Raw genomic sequence first — 16,916 nt, 5'->3', positions numbered from 1 at the left:
AGCAGCTGTGCATGACTGTCCCTACCAACATTACCCAAAAAAATCTTTGGCATCCTGAATTTTACAAGGAAGTGGGCGATCAGGACTTCTCTCTCGGCCTGCTTTTCTACCACCTCACGGTCCGTGGCTATGTGGTGGTGGAACTCAAGGCCGTTCCTTGTGGCCCCGGTTTTGTGGGCAAGCTCAACCTCTATCTTTCTGCCGTGGATGATCTCCTGTGCCATCCCGACGACAATCCCGCCATCGCACTGCTGCTGTGCAAGAGTAAGAACGGACGTATCGTTGAGTACGCATGGGATGGCCTGAGAAACCCATGGGCGTTGCGGATTGGGAAACAAAACTTGCAGATACCCTGCCCGGAGAGTTGAAGGGGAGTTTGCCGAGCATCGAAGAGATCGAGGCGGAACTGGGAGGGAAATTGGAGTGAGTGGACAATGTATGTCTTCTCTCTACGCTACGTACCAAGGACAGGACGGCTCCACCACTGTGGACGGACGACATGTTCATACCAAAAAGGCCGCTCTTCAGGGATTACCTGAAGGGCGGCCTTTTTGCGTAGATTGATGACGAATCCGGTTTTGTAACAAATGGGAGCCATGTCTCCCAAAGACATTGAGGGGGGACCTATTCGGCGACGGTTGCCGTGTCGGCTGCCGGTGTTTTGCGTGTTTTGAAGAAGACCGGGACATCCAGGCTGCCAAGGACACTGACGCGTATTTTTTCCTCGGGCATGTTTACCCAGTTGGTTTTGTTTGAAGAATAAAAGGTCAGTCCCATGACGATCCAGGCCAGCATGCACCAGCGGGAAGGGCTGCCGATGAGCGCGGGGGATCCGGGACACATGAGGAGCATAATAATGATCACGGCGGTTATGGAGCCGACGAGCGTGCAGAGCACCCGAAGATTTCTGTTGGCCACATCGGGGCTGCCGAGCATGACGCGACGGGCGGCAAGGCAGGTGAATAGATAGCCGATACCCGTGCCGACGGAACACATGTCCACGATCCAGACAACAATGGCGCGACCGGCAAACGGGGTCAGCAGGACAATGGCGATAGTGAAGAGAACCGCTTTGTGCGGGGTGCGGTACTTGGGATGGATGTCACCGAACCAGGCGGGCAGGATGTGCCCCCGGGCCATACTGAGGAGCAGACGTGTCGTGGCGATATAAAAACCGTTGATGCCGGTGCATACCGCTCCCAGAACAGCGCAGGCCAGAACGATGCCCCCGAGTTTGCCAAAGGCCAGTGTCGCGGCCGCCCCGGTTGCCCATGCCGTGCCGCCATTGCTCCGTAGCAGATCCATTCTGGCGAGCATCTCGGGGTATGGGATGCCGATGGAGACGGCAAGGGTCACCAGACTGTAGAGAATGACCCCGCAAAAGATGGCCAGGATCATGAGATTCCGGGCTTTGGATGGTTTGAAGGAAAATTCTTCTGCTGCCTGGGGGACCGTGTCGAATCCAACGAAGAGAAACGGTGAGATTGCGAATATGCCCATAATGGAGAGAAGTGGCGCACGGTCTTCCGCGAACAGGGGGGTGAGATTGGAGATGGCGGCGGTATCCATGGAGACCGAGCCCGCAAAGAGGGTGATGATGCCGAAGGTGAGTACAAAGGCCAGGATGATTTGCAGCTTACCGGCGAATTTGATGCCCCGGTAATTGAGCCATCCGAACAGGAGGGTGGCACTGGTCATGAGGATGACCTCGCCTGCGTACACATCCCATCCCGCGATGGAGTACATTTTGCCGAATTCAAAGATCCCGGGAAAAAGGAAGCGAAAGATCAAGGCGAGAGCGGCTATGTCGATGGCAATGATGGCGATGTAGCCAAGGACCAAGGCCCAGCCGCACACAAAGGCCGCGGTGGGGCCGAATCCCAGATAGGCATAGGCGAACTCCCCGCCTGCAACTGGGGCGCATTCGATCATGTAGCTGTATGAGACGGCGATGAAGCTGAGGAGGCAGGCACCGATCAAGAAGCCGATCAGGGTGGCCAGGGGGCCTGCCTGGGGAAGAAACATGTCCCCCGGTAAAACGAAACAGCCCCAGCCGACGATCGAGCCCAGGGCCAGTGACCAGACCTGGGCCGGTGAAAGGGATTTTTCAAGTTTGACGTGTTCTGTTTGAGCCATTGTAAACCTCAAAATGTACGGGTTGACGGACAGATTCCTCTTCCGCCCACAAGGACGGACCCTTTTTATTGGAGGAAAAGGGTCACGAGGTATCCGGCCGTGGATGTTCATACCACCATAGTCTCCAAATGGTCTGACATGCCCCTGCGGGCCTTGGGCCTGGCGCGGGGTGTGTCTCTCTGTCGGGGGCAGCGAACGGTTCCCGAGGGATGGACAGAAGATCAGGGTGAACAAGCATTCCGCATTACGATTTTTAGGGGTTCAGCAATAAGTGTTCCGATATGTGAAATAATTCATTAGGAAGGAAAGGGCAAAGGATCGTCTTTGGCATTATGTATAATCGTATCAAGCTGTTATGTTTTTGTGGCCACCGAGGTCGTCTGTGCGAACAACAGGCTGGTCAAAAAAGATCCAGGAACGGGTAGTCCCTGGCATCCCCGGGGAGGGGAGGCGTCCTGATGGGAGGTGGTTTTTGGGGACCTGTGCGTGCTCGGTCACCCAAAAGACTAAGGAGGAGGGAGAGTGCGGTAGAGAGTTGAAATGTTATTTTTTCGATAAAAAAATATCTTTTTCGATAAAAAAATTTTATATGGAATTATGGAGAATTCCAAAATGATCCCTTATCCAATCGCGGCCCCTCGGGCATGGGACTTGGGATAGGGGCGTGGAAGGCCATGGCAGTTACAGGGGGGCAGCAAGGGATCGGCATTGGCTTTGCTAACGGATATGGACCCACGGAGTGGCGCCCATACAGCGCATGGAAAAACATTATCCTGGAGGACATGACCATGACCGATGCCGTGCACGAGAGCCTGGTACAAGAGATCGTCGACCGCGAACAGACCATGTTTTTGGCCGTTCCGAGCAGAGGGGGGACTTCCCCGTGTCAGGAATCTCCCGAGTCTTTCCGCATCATGCGAGAAATCAGCCACGGGGCCCTTTCCCGCGCATATCTTGAATCCTATGTGGGTGATCTCGAGGTTGCGGAACAAAAGGGCCGTAATCTCATGACTGAAAAATATGCCCTTATGGAAGGTCTTATTCCCGCGATCAGTACGGATCCGATGATCGGAAAAATCGTGGCCGCCGAGGGGCTCTGGCGCAGGGCCGTTGCCTCGGAATTTCCCCGAACCGTCAAGCCGGACGGGCACGAACCATTCTGTCTCTATCTTGGATGCGAGCTGCAGACCTACTCGGACCGGAGCAGAAGGGAGTATGGTCTGTGTGTGGATAGGGCGAGGCAGGAGGGCTCCAATCTCGCCCGGCTGCGGTTTGACCGTTTGATGGAGAAACTCGGTTACGGTTCTTTGGCCGGGTGTGAGGAAGGTCTGGCGTGTGCGGATGCCGGACACAAGACGGGCCGCTACGATGGTTGATGGGGTCTGTTTGCTCGTTTTCGTGGCCTGGTTCATTGGCGGGTTTGTTTCCGGGGTCAGCGGCATCGGCGGAGCACTGGTCGCCGTGCCGATCGCGGCAAGCGCCATCCCCATGCACGAACTCATTCCGCTCAGCTGTATGCTCAATGTCTCCATGGACGGATGTATCGCGTGCATGCATTTCCGGCATTGTCGGGTATCCGCCCTGTGGCCGATGCTGGCGGGATCTTTGCCCGGAGCCGTGGCCGGACTGTGCATCCTCCAATTCGTTTCCGGGGCTGTCTTGCAGGGGGGCGTTGGTGCCCTTTTGCTCTACTATGTATATTGGCAGCGCACATTCAGTGTCGAGCGGCCCCATGAGGAAAACTGGATGCACGGTGGCTCGGCAGGATTCGGTGCAGGGCTTCTCGGGACGGCCATCTCTTTTGACGGGCCGCCGGTAGGGGCCTACGGCCTTTATGTGGGGTGGTCGCCGCGTGTATTTTTGGGGACGCTGGGGGTCTTCTTTGTCATCAGGGGGACCCTGACATGCCTTCTCCAGGCACATGCGGGGATGTATACCGCCACATTGATCCAGCATGGACTCTACGGCGTACCCGCCACGATTCTGGGGACCTTGTGTGCCTTCCCCGTCGTCAATCATCTCAATGTTGATACCTTTAAGCGGGTTCTGCGGGTGGTCATCGTTCTGGCGGGGGGCATCTGCCTGGTCCGTTCCCTTGTCTAGATGGTCTACCATGGCCCCGGGGCTGGAGAGCCCTCTAGTTCCCTGCCCGAGTCATGGCTGGTCATCCCTTCCAATAGTCCTTCCCCTATCACTTAGCCATCAATCCTCATCACGGATATCGAGCTGTTTCATCTTGTAGCGTAGTCCGGCCGCAGTGATCTGAAAAATACGGGCAGCCTTGGCCACGTTGCCACCTGTGACGCGTAACACATTGCGGATGCATTGTGTTTCATATTCCCGAACTGAGTTTTTCAGCGGTATGACACTGCTTTTCGTCACCCCGTCGTAGTCGTAATATGCCTTGGTGGCCAAGATTGTTTCCGGAACCTGTGGTGACTGGAGCGGGGGAACGGCTGACTGCACTCCGTTGCCGTCGGTACAGGATTCTCGGAAGTGGCGCGGCAGACCGGACCGCTCTATCCTGTTGTGCGCCGGAAGAAGAGCCAGACTCCCCTCGATGACGTGGAGTAGTTCGCGGATATTGCCCGGCCAGTCATAGGTAAGGAATATCCGAAGGACCTCCTCGGAAATGGAGATGGGGTCAGTGTTCTTTCGCAGAGGGGAACGATCGATAAAGGTCTGTGCCAGGAGGCTGATATCCTCTTTGCGGTCCCGCAGGGGGGGGGCCTTGATGCCGACCACGGCCAGTCGATAGTAGAGATCGTTCCTGAGGCTGCCCGTACCGATGGCTTCCAGGGGGGGCTGGTTCAATATGCTGACCACACGGACATCCACGGGGACCTCCTTGTGGGAGCCCAGCCGGCGGACCCGTTTTTCCTGGAGCGCACGCAAGAGTTTGGCCTGCAAACCAAGGGGCATGGAATTGAGTTCGTCCAGGAGCAGGGTCCCCCCGTCGGCCTTTTCAAAAAGTCCCGGTTTGTCCGGAGCGTCCGTGTACGCGCCTTTGACCGTCCCGAAGAGCAGCCCTTCCAGGAGATTTTCAGGGATGGCGGCACAATTCACGGCCACGAAGGAATTGCCACGGCGTCCGCTCTCCGCATGGATGGCCTGGGCAAAGATCTCCTTTCCTGTACCGCTTTCCCCCCAGATCATGACCGGCGAGTCTGTCTGGGCCGCTATCCGTGCCTCTTTGACCACTTCCCGCAGGCTTTCTCCCTCACCCACAATACTCTCGAACGTATAGAAATCATAGGCTTTATTTTTCGAAGGCACCGGTTTCACACGCCGATGGTCACGTTCAACCAGCGAGGTGTTGCCCGTCCAGATGATGAAGGTGATGACCCCGTCCTTTTTGCCATGATCAAAGAGAGGGAAAAAATCAGTGACCGTGCTGGCGAGATAGTTCTTGGTCGTTTTGTAGAAATAGGATTTTTTCAGGATCGGTTCACCCTTGCGCAGGCATTCGATGGTCGGGATACGGTCGAGTTCGTGGGGGACGTACAGACTGGTGATGTGTTGGCCTACGACCTTGATACGGCTGAATCCGTCGATCCGTCGCTGGATGGGATTCATGTATTCACATATACCCTGGGCGTTGACCACGGCCACGCCGATATTCATGTCATCCCAGATGGCGGTCATGGCCGGGTTCAGTACGTTGGTACGGCTGACATTATGGAATTTTTTTGTAGTGGAATACATAGGTGCACCCGGGTACGTCAGTTTTGGTTGGTGTGCTCGAAAAAGTGTCCGCAAGCGGGTAAAAAAAAATTCTCCAAAAAGAAAGTTTTTTTTTGAAAAATTAAAATTTTTTTATTGCGCGGTGCCGTCGTTCTACAAAGATATTCCTTACGGGACGGGATTTCGGTTGGGATTTGTACGATGGATACCGGGTGGCATACCTTGTGCTGAATAGGAACAAGCGAACGGTCAAGGACGGAAGACAGAACAACATCAGGGGCGGCTCATTCCCGCATCCCCAAGGCACATCGGCGGTCGGCATCACCTGGAACACCGCACCCGAACGAGGTGGCACACCCGGGCAAGGGCAGACCCGCTTTTTGTATCCCGGTCACCCGGGAAAATCACAGCGCATGGCAAGGAGAAAATAATGGATACACTTTCCAATACGACCGACACAACCGGAACTCCCTCACCCGAGGGGTATAAGATCGATTGGGAGACCGCAGGCACCCGGCTCAAGGACCTCAAGGAATTCTTGATGAACGCCCCCCAGATCATGGATCCCGAACGTTTGCAGTTTCTCAACGATGTCTATGAAGAATTCGAGGGCGAATCGGCCTTTTATATCCGGGCCAAGCTTTTCGAGCGGGTTTTGACAAAGAAGAAGATTTTTCTGGACGGCAATCCCATCGTGGGGACCCTCACCGGCGTGCGGGCCGGCGTGTATGCCTACCCCGAATGGAACGTCTCCTGGATCAAGGAAGAAATGCAGATGGCTAAGATGGCGTCTCTGGGTGAGATGAAGATCCCCCAGGAGACCCAGGATCTTTTGCAGAAGACGTACAAGCGATGGAAGGGGCGGACCTGTATCGATCTCAACGACAAGATGTTCAAGGATAAGTACGGGATCAAACCCAAGCCCTTTGCCAAGGCCGGAATGTATTACGAAAATGTCAGCGTGGCCAGCGGTTCCGGCATCGCCGATTATCCGCTGGCCCTGAACAAGGGTCTGCGCTGGGTCATCGACGATGTGAAAAAACGGTTTGTCGGATGCCCGACCACCTTGGCCAACAAGGAAAAGCATGACCTGTACCGGGCAATGCTCGTCACCCTGGAGGCGGTCATCACCCATTCCCACCGCTATGCCGAACTGGCGGAAACGACCGCTGCCGAGGAAAGTGATCCCGCGGCGAAGGCCGAACTGCTGGAAATCGCCGAGGTCTGCCGCCGTGTGCCCGAGTTCCCGGCCCGCAATTTCCGCGAGGCCATCCAGTCCTTCTGGTTCATCCATCTGGCCATCGAGATCGAACAGATGGCATGCGCCACTTCCCCCGGTCGGTACGGGCAGTACATGTATCCCTTCTACAAAAAGGATATCGACGAGGGGAACCTCTCCCGTGAGCAGGTCATGACACTGCTCAAATTCCAGTGGATCAAGCATCTCGAACTGGCCGAGTACCAGGGTAACTCCTATGCCCTCACCCTGTCCGGACATACAGGACAGTCCATCACCATTGGCGGTGTGGACAAGGACGGCAACGACGCCTCCACCGAACTGGAAGAGCTGCTCCTCGAGACGCAGACCGTCATGAGAAACATCCAGCCCACGCTGACTCTGCTCTACCATCCCAAGATGAAGGATTCCTACCTCAAGAAGGTGGTGGAGTGCATCCGGGCCGGTTCGGGCCAGCCGCAGATATTGAACAACACCGTTGTGGTGCAGCGTAATCTTGCCCGGTTTGCCCCGTACGAGGAGAGTATCACCCTGGAAGACGCCAGGAACTGCGGTAACTACGGCTGTGTGTCCACGGGCATCTGCGGCAAGGGCAGCTTTATCACCCAGGAAGACCAGCCCTGTCTCGCCAAAACGGTCGAGCTGATGCTCAACAGAGGCAAATGTCCGGTTACCAAAAAGAAGGTCGGCGCGGAAACTGGTGATCCCACATCATTTGAGACCTTTGACGAGGTATACGAGGCGACCAAGAAACAGCTGGATCACCTCTTCAATATGTCCAGAAAACACTCGGATCTGAGCCAGATGGCCCGTTTGCAGGTCGTTCCAAGCATTTTTCGTTCCGCCATGTACGACGGCTGCATAGAAAAGGGGGTGTGTGAAGAGGCCGGGGGGACCCGCTATCCCCAGGTCAATCCCATCATGACTGCCGGGATCGACGCGGCCAACTCCCTGCTCGCCATCAAGCATCTGGTTTTCGACACCAAAAAGATCACCATGGAGCACCTTCTCAAGGCCCTCAAGGCCAACTTTGAAGGCTATGAGGACATCCGCCAGATGTGCTTCAATGCGCCCAAGCACGGTAACGACTATCCCGAGGTGGAAGGATTCGTGCAGCAGTTTTACCGGGACGTGGATGCCATCCATCACGCCCAGGGGCCGGACTGCTTCGGCTACCGGACTCCGCTGGATGCCTATTCCCTGTCCTATCACAATTACTTCGGCGGTCTCATGGGCGCCATCCCCACGGGCCGCAAGGCGGGCATGGCTTTGACCGACGGAAGTGTCTCGGCCATGCCGGGCACTGACGCTGAAGGGATCACCGCCCTTATCAAATCCGGGGCCGAGTGTATCGATACGGTGCGTTACGGGGCCAACCACTTCAACGTGAAACTCTCCCCCTCGACTATCGAAGGTCCCAATGGGGCCCGTACCCTGCTTTCCTTGATCAAGACCTATTGCGACTACGGCGGATCCCACATCCAGTTCAACTGCGTGCGTTCGGAAACCCTGAAAAAGGCCCAGGAAACTCCAGTGGAGTACAAGGATCTGGTCGTTCGCGTGGCCGGCTTCAGTGCCTATTTCACCCGTCTGGATCGCGGCGTGCAGAATGAGATCATCAAGCGTACCGAGTATGCATCCTAGCATAATCCGGTGCTGAGCTATTGTTTCCCGGGCAGACCGCCTTTCCGTGAAGAAGGGGCGGTCTGCCTTGAAAAAACCAATGAGCCGCACGGCTGTGCTCATGACGGTCTGTCCGGCAAGAAACGGTCGGAGTACTAGAAAACGTTGCGGGTCGGTCCGCAGGGAGCGGTTCAACCTCGGAGGACGAGATGAGTCAGGGGATGATTTACAATATCCAGCGGATGTCGGTTCATGACGGACCTGGATTGCGAACAACGGTGTTCTTGAAGGGCTGTCCCTTGCGGTGCCTGTGGTGCAGCAACCCGGAATCCCAGAAAACGACACCGCAGATGATGTTCTTCGAAAATATGTGCACGGGATGCGGGACCTGTCTGGACGTCTGTCCGAACGGGGCCGTTGTTGAGAAGGACGGGATCTTTGGGCGGGATATCGAGCAATGCACGGATTGTGGTCTATGTACGCAATCGTGTCCCACATCGGCCCGGGAAATGTCCGGCAAGATCATGACCGTGGACGAGGTCATGGATGTGGTACGCAAGGATTCCCTGTTCTATGAGAATTCCGGCGGCGGAGTGACTTTCGGCGGCGGAGAGCCCACGGCCGGCGGGCAGTTCTTTCTGGATATGGTCCATGCCGTCCACGACGAAGGATACCACGTGACTGTGGACACCTGCGGGTTCTGCCCGGAGGAGCGTTTCGACAGAACCATCGAATTGGCGGATCTCTTCCTGTTCGACTGCAAGCACATGGACCCGGTGGAACACAAGAAACTTACCGGGCAGGAAAACGGGATCATCCTGCGGAACATGCGGGCGGCTCTGGGCTCCGATACCCAGGTGCGTATCCGTATGCCGCTGATGCCGAACATGAATGATGCCGAAGAGAATATCGCCGCCATGGCCGCGTTGTTCTGTGAATTCGACCGTCACGAAATCGAAGTCATGCCGTGCCATGCCTTTGGTCGCAACAAATATTATGCATTGGGCAAAGAGTATCCGGCGATCTTTCAGTATGCCCCGGATGAGCTGGAGGTCGTGCTCGAACGATTTGACCGGAATGGACTCGTGCCCGTTATTGTTTAACAACCATGGAGTAGAGAGTAATGTTTACCGTGACTGTATCTGAGGAACTCCTCGAAAAGTTCCGTACCATGTTGGAGGACGAAGACGACGATACGTGCATCCGTCTTCGTGAATATAATGTCGGCGGGGGCTGACACTCGAAAATCGTGCTCGGTCTGGGCATGGATGAACGCGATGAGGACGACGATGGTCTGGTGGAAATACGCGGGGTCCCGTTCATCGCGGACAAGGATTTTCTTGGGTTGCACGGGAGTGTCTACCAAATCGACTTTGACCCCAAGGTGGGCCCGGTGTTGAACACCGCCGCGGCCTGAGTGGGAACGAGCTGCTCCGTTGTGGAGAGTTCTTGCAGCAAATGAAAAAGTGGGAATGCGCCGGGGAGGGGACCCGGCGCATTTTTTTTTACAGAGGTGGATGGATGTGGGGTCTATGGGATACTATTTAGCGAGCAGCGCATCTCCATTGGTCAACAGATCCTGGATCTCCGGGCCGGTCAGGCGCAACCGCTTCGCAAGCAGCCCGATTTCCTCCGATGGATCGAACAGGGGGTAGTCGCTCCCAAAGAGAATCCGTTCCCGGGGGTGTCCGTTGAAGATCGCTTCCAGCAGATCCTGGGGGATGGTGAACAGGGAGCTCGAGGTGTCCAGAAAGACGTTTTTGCCGGCCAGGTGGTCACAGACGTATTCCCAGTGGTGGTAGCCGCCGAAATGGGCCGCGATGACCGTGAGGAGGGGGAAATTCCGGATGAGTTCGGCCACCTTCTGGGGGCTGGAGGCGTTTTCTTCGGGCGGGGTCGTGTCCCCCACGTGGAGCATGATCACGAATCGGGTGCCGATGGTTTCGTAGATGGGGGCGAGGCGTTTGTCGGTCATGGAGAAGCCCTGGAAATCCGGATGGATCTTGAGGCCCTTGATGCCGTTTTGTTCCAGGCGGTCCAGTTCCTTTTCCCAGTTTTCATAACCGGGATGGATGGTGCCGAAGGAGACCAGCTGGGGATGGTTTTCCTGCATGGCCATGGCCCAGTTGTTGGCCGGAATGACCTGGTCGGGTTTAGTGGCAGCCGAGTGCACGGCCGCGCGGCCGATCCCGGCCTTGTGCAGGCGGGGGAGCAGGTCTTCCACCGTGCCCGTGCCGGTGGGGGGAATGTTATAATGGTCTTCGAGCTGGGCCAGGACCTTGTCCGCTATCTTGGGATGGAATGCATGGGTGTGGATATCTATGGGCATGATGGCACCAAAAAAATCCGGGAACCAGGTTCCCGGAGTGGTTGTGTTTATTGCCGCACCGAGGCGGCATGGGGAATGTGTTTGGGGAAACTACAGCGGATCGGAATGATTGATGGTTGTGCGTTTTGGATCAGGTACACAGCTCCCTGAGCCAGTCAGGGACCCTGCGGGGTTTGCCCCGGGGATCGACCACGGCATGCTGGGTCGAGCCCGTTGTCAGAACGCGGGCTCTGTCCGCATCGGTGACCTCAAAGACAAAGGTCAGGGCGGCACGCGTCCACTGGCTGATGGCCGTGTGCACACGGACGAGATCGTCGAACCGGGCGGGCGCAAAATACCGGCACGAGGCCTCGCGCACGGGCAGGAAGACGCCCTTTTTCTCGATGAGCCGGTAGCTCATGCCCAGCTCGCGGATGTACAGACTCCGGGCCATCTCGAACCAGTGCAGGTAGTTGGCATAGTAGACAACACCCATGGCGTCGGTCTCGCCGTAGGAGACGCGGTGGTCGAGCCAGGCGTCAGGGATAGGGAAGGTGGTGGATGGTTTCATGGTTCTCAGATGATAAAGGCATTCTCGCGCAGAGGCGCAAAGACGCGGAGAAGGGCGATGTTACCAATCAGCCCGTTCGGTGATCAGATTCATGAGGGCGGGGCCGGAATCCAGGGTGAGGCTGGTTTGTGCGGCAAGGATTTCCTCAAACCCGTGTGCGGCATGATTTGGTTCAACTCCCATGGCGCGGACCACAAATGGTACCGGATCGGTGGTGTGGGTCTTGCGGACGATGGGCGTGAAATGGTCGCAGGTGAGGACCCAGAGGATGTCCCGGTCGCCATGGGACTCGAGGAGCGGGCCGAGTATCTTGGCATCGAAATCCTCGATGGCCTGGATCTTCTTGGCCGGATCGCCCATGTGGCCGCATTCGTCCGGGGCCTCCACGTGGAGATACACATAATCGCCCTGGTCCAGATATTCGCGGGCCGCGTCCACCTTGCCCCGGTAGTTGGTGTCCAGAAAGCCCGTGGCTCCGGGGATATCCAGAACATCCATGCCGGCTGCCCGGCCAAGCCCCTTGACCAGATCCACGGCCGAGATGATGCCGCCCCGGTGGCCGAAGGTCGATGTGAAATCGGGGAGCAGCAGCGGCGTTCCCTGCCCCCACGGCCAGATGGCATTGGCCGCGCACTTTTTAGACCAGGGACGCATGAGTCCGCGGGCCCTGGTGATCAGATCCATGAGGCGCGGGCTTGTGGCGTAGGTTGCAAGGTCCGCGGCAAGTGGCTGGTCCGTGATGTCATGGGGGGGATTGATGGCCAGCCCGGCTTCCGGGGCGCTCTTTCCCTTTTTCTGGACCAGAAGATGTCTGTACTGGATGCCTGGATGAAAGGTAAAGGTTTCATCACCCAGTTTCTCCTGGAGATGTTCGACGATCTCGCGGGCCACGTCATTATTGATATGTCCTGCCGAATAGTCGAGCATGCTCGATTGATCGTCGGATCCCGCAACCGTGACCAGATTGAGCCGCCAGACAAGGTCGTCCGGATCGAGGTCAAGCCCCTGGGCCGCCGCCTCGATGGGCCCCCGGCCGGTATGATATGTTTCAGGGGCGTAACCGAGCAGGGCCATGTTGGCCACGTCCGATCCCGGCTGCATGCCCTGGGGGATGGTCTGGCAGGTGCCCATGCATCCGTTTTGGGCCAAAAGATCCATGTTCGGGGTCTGGGCCGCCTGGAGGGGGGTCTTGTTTCCCAGTGATTCCAGGGGCCAGTCCCCCATGCCGTCGGCAACGAGAAAGAGTATTTGTTCCATGGTCGGTCCGCCTTATGGGTCAAAACGGGATGATGGTAGCATTGTATGATGATGCCCTGTACGGGTTTGCCCGCGCGTGCACGCTTGTTTCGTATGGAGGCGAGAACGAATCGGAACTATACGATCCTGTAGTGCACCGTGGGGGCCATGACAAAATCACAGTCATCGATCTTGGCAATCGCCTTTGTCACATCCCTCAGCAGGGCCTTGTGGCTCAGAAAGACGATGGACACCCCCTTGCTCGGGTCTTCGGTCTGTTTCTGGACCGCCTGGGCGATGCTGATGTCATTGGTGCCCATGATGCCCGAGATGGCCGAAAGGACCCCGGGACGGTCCTGGACCGTGAACCGGAAATAGTGGCCGGATGAGGAGAGCATGGGATCGAGGATCTCCGCCGGGGGGAGCACGGGTTCGGGAAAGCCGGTGTTGTTGGGCGGGGTGGGGGTCTTGGCCAGGGCCATGACATCGGCCAGGACCGCGCTTCCCGTGGGCAGATCGCCCGCGCCCTGCCCGTAGAGCATGATCGGCCCGACCACATTGCCTTCCAGAAGGATAGAATTGAACGGTCCCTCCACCTTGGCGAGCATGTGGTTCTTGGCGATGAACGCGGGATACACCCCTGCCTGGAGTTTGCCGTCGGTGTCGGAAACCTGGGCCAGCAGTTTGAGTTTGTACCCGAATCCTCCGCCCAGGGCGATATCCTGGGCCTCGACGTGGGAAATGCCGGTGACGGCCAGATCGGCAAAGCGATAATTCCGACCGTGGGCCAGTCGAATGAGCAGGGTCAGTTTGTGGGCCGCATCGATGCCTTCGATATCAAAGGTGGGATCGGCCTCGGCATACCCCTTGGTCTGGGCCATGGACAGGGCGGTCTGGAAGTCCAGCCCCTTGGCGGTCATTTCCGACAGGATATAATTGGCCGTGCCGTTCAGGATGCCCATCAGGTTCTTTATCCGGTTCCCGGCCAGACTCTCCTTCAGGGTCTGGACAATGGGGATGCCTCCGGCAACGCTGGCCTCGTAGTACAGTCCGGTCTGTTTTTCCGCGGCCAGGGCAAAGAGTTCCCCGCCCTTTTCGGCAAGGAGTGCCTTGTTGGCCGTGACCACGGAGCGGCCCATGGCCAGGGACCGGGAGATGATCCCAAAGGCCAGGCCGGTTCCCCCGATGAGCTCCACCACGATATCGATATCCGGTGTTGTCAGAAAGGTTTCGGGATCATCGGTGAACACGGTGTCCGGGTCGGGGATGAAATGGCGCTGTTTGTGGATATCCCTGACGAGAACCGTGTGGATGCGCAGGGTCTTGCCCAGCCGGCGGCCTATCCAGTCCGCGTTTTCCCGGATCGCCTTGGCCAGACCCGTGCCCACGGTGCCGAAGCCGGCGACAGCCAGGTTGATGTATGATCGGTTCAAGATGGTTTCCTCGCTGCTCGGGGGATTGTCGTGTTGTTTGACAGATTGTGGTCGAGAAAGAGTGGTGCGTAGCAAAAAAACCTCCGCTAATCCAGAAATCATCCGGAGGAAAAAAATCGGGAAAAGAGAGTTGACGGTGCAAGGTGATTTGGATAGGTACTCTCTTCCGCTGTTCAAGGAGAGGTGGCCGAGTTGGCTGAAGGCGCGCGCCTGCTAAGCGTGTATAGGGGCAAAACCTCTATCGAGGGTTCAAATCCCTCCCTCTCCGCCATTTTTTTGCTTTGCCCGGAGGGCTGGCAGAGTTGGTTGATTGCACCGGTCTTGAAAACCGGCATACCTTCACGGGTATCTGGGGTTCGAATCCCTAGCCCTCCGCCATTCCATTCTCGATATCTATCCCGCACCAGCAATGGGCGGGATTTTCTTTTTTCTTCCCCCCTTGTTTTTCTTGTTTCATCCCCTGTTTTTGTTTACACGACCTGGAGTCTTGCGCCGGTTTTTTTGTATGTGCGAACAGACAGCGACCAGATCCATGATCCGTCGTGGAACGGGAACCCCGTGGAATGCGGGGGGAGCCATCCGGTTCCGTGGTCGCATGGCCGGGAACATTGTTACCTCCTACAGTTGGAACATGGAAATCATACCTACCCGTTTTCCAGGGCTCTGGGTCATCCATCCGCAGGTCTTTGAGGACCGTCGGGGATTTTTTGCAGAGACGTATAATCAAAGGGATTTCGTGTCCCACGGCATCTATTATGATTTTGTGCAGGATAACCATGCCCGTTCCGAACAGGTAGGGGTCCTCCGCGGGTTGCATTTCCAGACCCCCCCGGCCGCCCAGGCCAAACTGGTCAGGGTCACTCGGGGGGCGGTCTTTGACGTTGTTGTTGATCTCCGCAAGGGATCCCCGACATTTGGCCAATGGTTCGGCGAAGAACTTTCAGGTGAAAATTTTTGCCAGCTTTTGATCCCCAGGGGCTTTGCCCATGGATACGTTACGTTGGAGCCGATGACCGAATTCCAGTATAAGGTTGATGGCTTTTATGCCCCGGAGCATGACGGCGGCCTGCGCTGGAACGATCCGGATATCGGGATACCCTGGCCCCTCGAAGATCCCGTTCTTTCGGACAAGGATACGCGGCTCCCCCTGATGAGGGATTTTGACTCTCCTTTTGTATACAATCCCGCCTGATGGCGGGAAGACTGTCCACCCCACACCACCAAGGCAAGCGAGGTTGCTGTATGAACCAACCATCTGACGTTACCACGTCCTGGGATTCCTGCCATGCCCTTATCCTGGCCGGGGGGTCCGGAACCAGACTCTGGCCCCTGTCGCGGACCCTGCTGCCCAAACAGCTCCTTCCTCTCAACGGGAGCCGTTCCCTGCTCCAGCAGACCGTTTTGCGGGTATTGAAGATCCTCGCCCCGGAACGGGTCTGGGTCGTGACCAATGAGGAGCATGTCTTTGAAGTCCGTTCCCAGCTCAAGGAGCTCGATCCCCTGCTGGAAAGACAGGTCGTCAGTGAACCCCACAAACGCAATACCCTGCCGGCGATCATCCTGGGTATGGATCGGATAGTGGACCGGGACAACGGGGCCGTTGTGGCTGTGTTCCCTTCGGACCATCAAATCCGTGACGAGGGCAAGTGGCAGGATGCCCTTGCCCTCGGGAAAAAACTCGCCGAACAGGATTATTTTGTCACTTTCGGCGTCACCCCGGACAAGGCAGAGACCGGATACGGGTATATCGAACAGGGGGCCCCCCTCGAGCCCGGAGGATTCGAGGTGGAACGGTTCGTGGAAAAGCCCGATCGTCAGCGTGCCGAAGAGTTCGTGTCCAGCGGACGGTATTCCTGGAATAGCGGGATGTTCATGTTCGGTGTCCAGCCCTTTTTGGAGGCCGTCCAGGAGCTGCAGCCCGAGATGTACGCCTGGTGGGAGAGCCGTGGGGCCCGGCCCCTTGAGGAGGGGTATGGGACAATCCCGGAGGAATCCGTGGATTATGGGATCATGGAGCAGGCCGGGCGGATCGCCGTTGTCCCGACTGACTTCGGATGGGATGATCTCGGCAATTGGGAAGCCCTCCACCGTATGGGGGACAAGGATGACTCCGGATGCGTATTGAGCGGGGATGTCCTCTCACTGAAGTGCAAGGACAGCCTGCTCTATTCCTCGGGGGGCAAGCTGGCCGCTGTCGGCCTGGATAATGTTGTCGTCGTCCAGACCCGGGACGCCACGTTGGTCTGTGACAAGAACGAGGTCCAAAAGGTCAAGAATGTCGTTGAGATGCTCAAGAAAGAACAGAGCAGTCTGGTCGAAGCCCATCTGACCGTGTACCGTCCTTGGGGGAGTTATACCATCCTCGAAGAGGGACCGTACTACAAGATCAAACGGCTGGAGGTTCTTCCCGGGGCCAAATTGAGTAAGCAGATGCACCACCACCGCAGTGAACACTGGGTGGTGGTCGCGGGGACGGCCATGACCGAGGTCAATGGGACCGAGTATTTGCTCACGGAGAACCAGTCCATCGATATCCCCAAGACGGCCACGCACCGTTTGGCCAATCCCGGACGGGTGCCCGTCGAGATCATCGAGATCCAGACCGGGCCGTATCTCGAGGAGGACGATATCGTCCGGTTCGACGATGTGTACGGGCGGATCAAGAAAGAGGAATCCTCCCCAGAATGA

The 16,916-nt window shown here is 57.1% G+C and carries 14 protein-coding genes and 2 tRNA genes; 10 read left to right on the top strand and 6 right to left on the bottom strand.

Features of this window, described 5'->3' with window-relative positions:
- The first annotated feature begins 11 nt into the window (after nt 1–11).
- Nucleotides 12–368 carry a PDDEXK nuclease domain-containing protein gene (locus ACY692_RS03465; RefSeq protein ID WP_462323941.1) on the top strand — a complete coding sequence of 119 codons (357 nt, stop codon included), beginning with the start codon at nt 12–14 and terminating at the stop codon, nt 366–368.
- Nucleotides 369–624: 256 nt separating this feature from the next.
- Here ACY692_RS03465 and ACY692_RS03460 read toward each other — a convergent pair whose 3' ends face one another.
- Nucleotides 625–2,136 (bottom strand): APC family permease, encoded by a 1,512-nt coding sequence (locus tag ACY692_RS03460; protein WP_462323940.1) that lies wholly within the window; start codon nt 2,134–2,136, stop codon nt 625–627.
- 782 nt (nt 2,137–2,918) lie between these two features.
- Between ACY692_RS03460 and ACY692_RS03455 the strand changes: the two genes are divergently transcribed.
- Together ACY692_RS03455 and ACY692_RS03450 are read left to right on the top strand one after the other, a co-directional pair.
- Entirely contained in the window at nt 2,919–3,512 is a 594-nt protein-coding gene (locus tag ACY692_RS03455; RefSeq protein WP_462323939.1) for a DUF4125 family protein, read from the top strand.
- Complete coding sequence (locus ACY692_RS03450; RefSeq protein ID WP_462323938.1) at nt 3,478–4,239, top strand: sulfite exporter TauE/SafE family protein; 762 nt, start codon at nt 3,478–3,480, stop codon at nt 4,237–4,239. Before ACY692_RS03455 ends, ACY692_RS03450 begins: the two co-directional genes overlap by 35 nt.
- A 99-nt stretch (nt 4,240–4,338) precedes the next feature.
- Here ACY692_RS03450 and ACY692_RS03445 read toward each other — a convergent pair whose 3' ends face one another.
- Nucleotides 4,339–5,841, bottom strand: coding sequence for a sigma-54 interaction domain-containing protein (locus ACY692_RS03445; RefSeq protein WP_462323937.1), 1,503 nt, complete (start codon nt 5,839–5,841; stop codon nt 4,339–4,341).
- A 409-nt stretch (nt 5,842–6,250) separates the two neighbouring features.
- On the opposite strand from ACY692_RS03445, the gene ACY692_RS03440 reads away from it, so the two are divergent.
- The 3 genes from ACY692_RS03440 (at nt 6,251) to ACY692_RS03430 (ending at nt 10,097) form a co-directional block, all read left to right on the top strand.
- Nucleotides 6,251–8,701, top strand: coding sequence for a glycyl radical protein (locus ACY692_RS03440; RefSeq protein WP_462323936.1), 2,451 nt, complete (start codon nt 6,251–6,253; stop codon nt 8,699–8,701).
- A gap of 188 nt (nt 8,702–8,889) precedes the next feature.
- Entirely contained in the window at nt 8,890–9,783 is an 894-nt protein-coding gene (locus tag ACY692_RS03435; protein WP_462323935.1) for a glycyl-radical enzyme activating protein, read from the top strand.
- 161 nt (nt 9,784–9,944) lie between these two features.
- Entirely contained in the window at nt 9,945–10,097 is a 153-nt protein-coding gene (locus ACY692_RS03430) for a hypothetical protein (RefSeq protein WP_462323934.1), read from the top strand.
- A gap of 123 nt (nt 10,098–10,220) precedes the next feature.
- On the opposite strand, the gene ACY692_RS03425 is transcribed toward ACY692_RS03430, so the two are convergent.
- The 4 genes from ACY692_RS03425 to ACY692_RS03410 all read right to left on the bottom strand — a co-directional run bounded on the left by ACY692_RS03425 (nt 10,221) and on the right by ACY692_RS03410 (nt 14,228).
- Complete coding sequence (locus tag ACY692_RS03425; protein WP_462323933.1) at nt 10,221–11,009, bottom strand: amidohydrolase family protein; 789 nt, start codon at nt 11,007–11,009, stop codon at nt 10,221–10,223.
- A 130-nt stretch (nt 11,010–11,139) separates the two neighbouring features.
- On the bottom strand, nt 11,140–11,559 hold the full coding sequence (locus tag ACY692_RS03420) for an acyl-CoA thioesterase (RefSeq protein ID WP_462323932.1): 420 nt from the start codon (nt 11,557–11,559) through the stop codon (nt 11,140–11,142).
- A 60-nt stretch (nt 11,560–11,619) separates the two neighbouring features.
- Nucleotides 11,620–12,816: a cofactor-independent phosphoglycerate mutase gene (locus tag ACY692_RS03415; RefSeq protein ID WP_462323931.1), complete on the bottom strand. Its 1,197-nt coding sequence runs from the start codon at nt 12,814–12,816 to the stop codon at nt 11,620–11,622.
- A gap of 116 nt (nt 12,817–12,932) precedes the next feature.
- Complete coding sequence (locus ACY692_RS03410) at nt 12,933–14,228, bottom strand: homoserine dehydrogenase (protein ID WP_462323930.1); 1,296 nt, start codon at nt 14,226–14,228, stop codon at nt 12,933–12,935.
- Between the two features lie 177 nt (nt 14,229–14,405).
- Between ACY692_RS03410 and ACY692_RS03405 the strand changes: the two genes are divergently transcribed.
- From ACY692_RS03405 to ACY692_RS03390, 4 genes are all read left to right on the top strand, one after another.
- Nucleotides 14,406–14,499 (top strand) — tRNA-Ser (locus ACY692_RS03405).
- Between the two features lie 16 nt (nt 14,500–14,515).
- Nucleotides 14,516–14,606, top strand: a tRNA-Ser gene (locus ACY692_RS03400).
- Between the two features lie 253 nt (nt 14,607–14,859).
- Nucleotides 14,860–15,420, top strand: a complete 561-nt coding sequence (gene rfbC, locus ACY692_RS03395) for a dTDP-4-dehydrorhamnose 3,5-epimerase (RefSeq protein ID WP_462323976.1) — start codon at nt 14,860–14,862, stop codon at nt 15,418–15,420.
- A 50-nt stretch (nt 15,421–15,470) separates the two neighbouring features.
- Complete coding sequence (locus tag ACY692_RS03390) at nt 15,471–16,916, top strand: mannose-1-phosphate guanylyltransferase/mannose-6-phosphate isomerase (RefSeq protein ID WP_462323929.1); 1,446 nt, start codon at nt 15,471–15,473, stop codon at nt 16,914–16,916.

This window comes from Desulfoplanes sp. (assembly GCF_054921335.1).
The sequence above is the reverse complement of the archived record's forward strand: the minus strand, read 5'-3'. Positions and strand labels throughout refer to the sequence as shown.

Excerpts from the sequence above, each read along its gene's own strand:
- ACY692_RS03465 (WP_462323941.1), top strand. The coding sequence starts at position 12 with ATGACTGTCCCTACCAACATTACCCAAAAAAATCTTTGGCATCCTGAA.
- ACY692_RS03460 (WP_462323940.1), bottom strand. The coding sequence starts at position 2,136 with ATGGCTCAAACAGAACACGTCAAACTTGAAAAATCCCTTTCACCGGCC.
- ACY692_RS03455 (WP_462323939.1), top strand. The coding sequence starts at position 2,919 with ATGACCATGACCGATGCCGTGCACGAGAGCCTGGTACAAGAGATCGTC.
- ACY692_RS03450 (WP_462323938.1), top strand. The coding sequence starts at position 3,478 with ATGCCGGACACAAGACGGGCCGCTACGATGGTTGATGGGGTCTGTTTG.
- ACY692_RS03445 (WP_462323937.1), bottom strand. The coding sequence starts at position 5,841 with ATGTATTCCACTACAAAAAAATTCCATAATGTCAGCCGTACCAACGTA.
- ACY692_RS03440 (WP_462323936.1), top strand. The coding sequence starts at position 6,251 with ATGGATACACTTTCCAATACGACCGACACAACCGGAACTCCCTCACCC.
- ACY692_RS03435 (WP_462323935.1), top strand. The coding sequence starts at position 8,890 with ATGAGTCAGGGGATGATTTACAATATCCAGCGGATGTCGGTTCATGAC.
- ACY692_RS03430 (WP_462323934.1), top strand. The coding sequence starts at position 9,945 with ATGGATGAACGCGATGAGGACGACGATGGTCTGGTGGAAATACGCGGG.
- ACY692_RS03425 (WP_462323933.1), bottom strand. The coding sequence starts at position 11,009 with ATGCCCATAGATATCCACACCCATGCATTCCATCCCAAGATAGCGGAC.
- ACY692_RS03420 (WP_462323932.1), bottom strand. The coding sequence starts at position 11,559 with ATGAAACCATCCACCACCTTCCCTATCCCTGACGCCTGGCTCGACCAC.
- ACY692_RS03415 (WP_462323931.1), bottom strand. The coding sequence starts at position 12,816 with ATGGAACAAATACTCTTTCTCGTTGCCGACGGCATGGGGGACTGGCCC.
- rfbC (WP_462323976.1), top strand. The coding sequence starts at position 14,860 with ATGGAAATCATACCTACCCGTTTTCCAGGGCTCTGGGTCATCCATCCG.
- ACY692_RS03390 (WP_462323929.1), top strand. The coding sequence starts at position 15,471 with ATGAACCAACCATCTGACGTTACCACGTCCTGGGATTCCTGCCATGCC.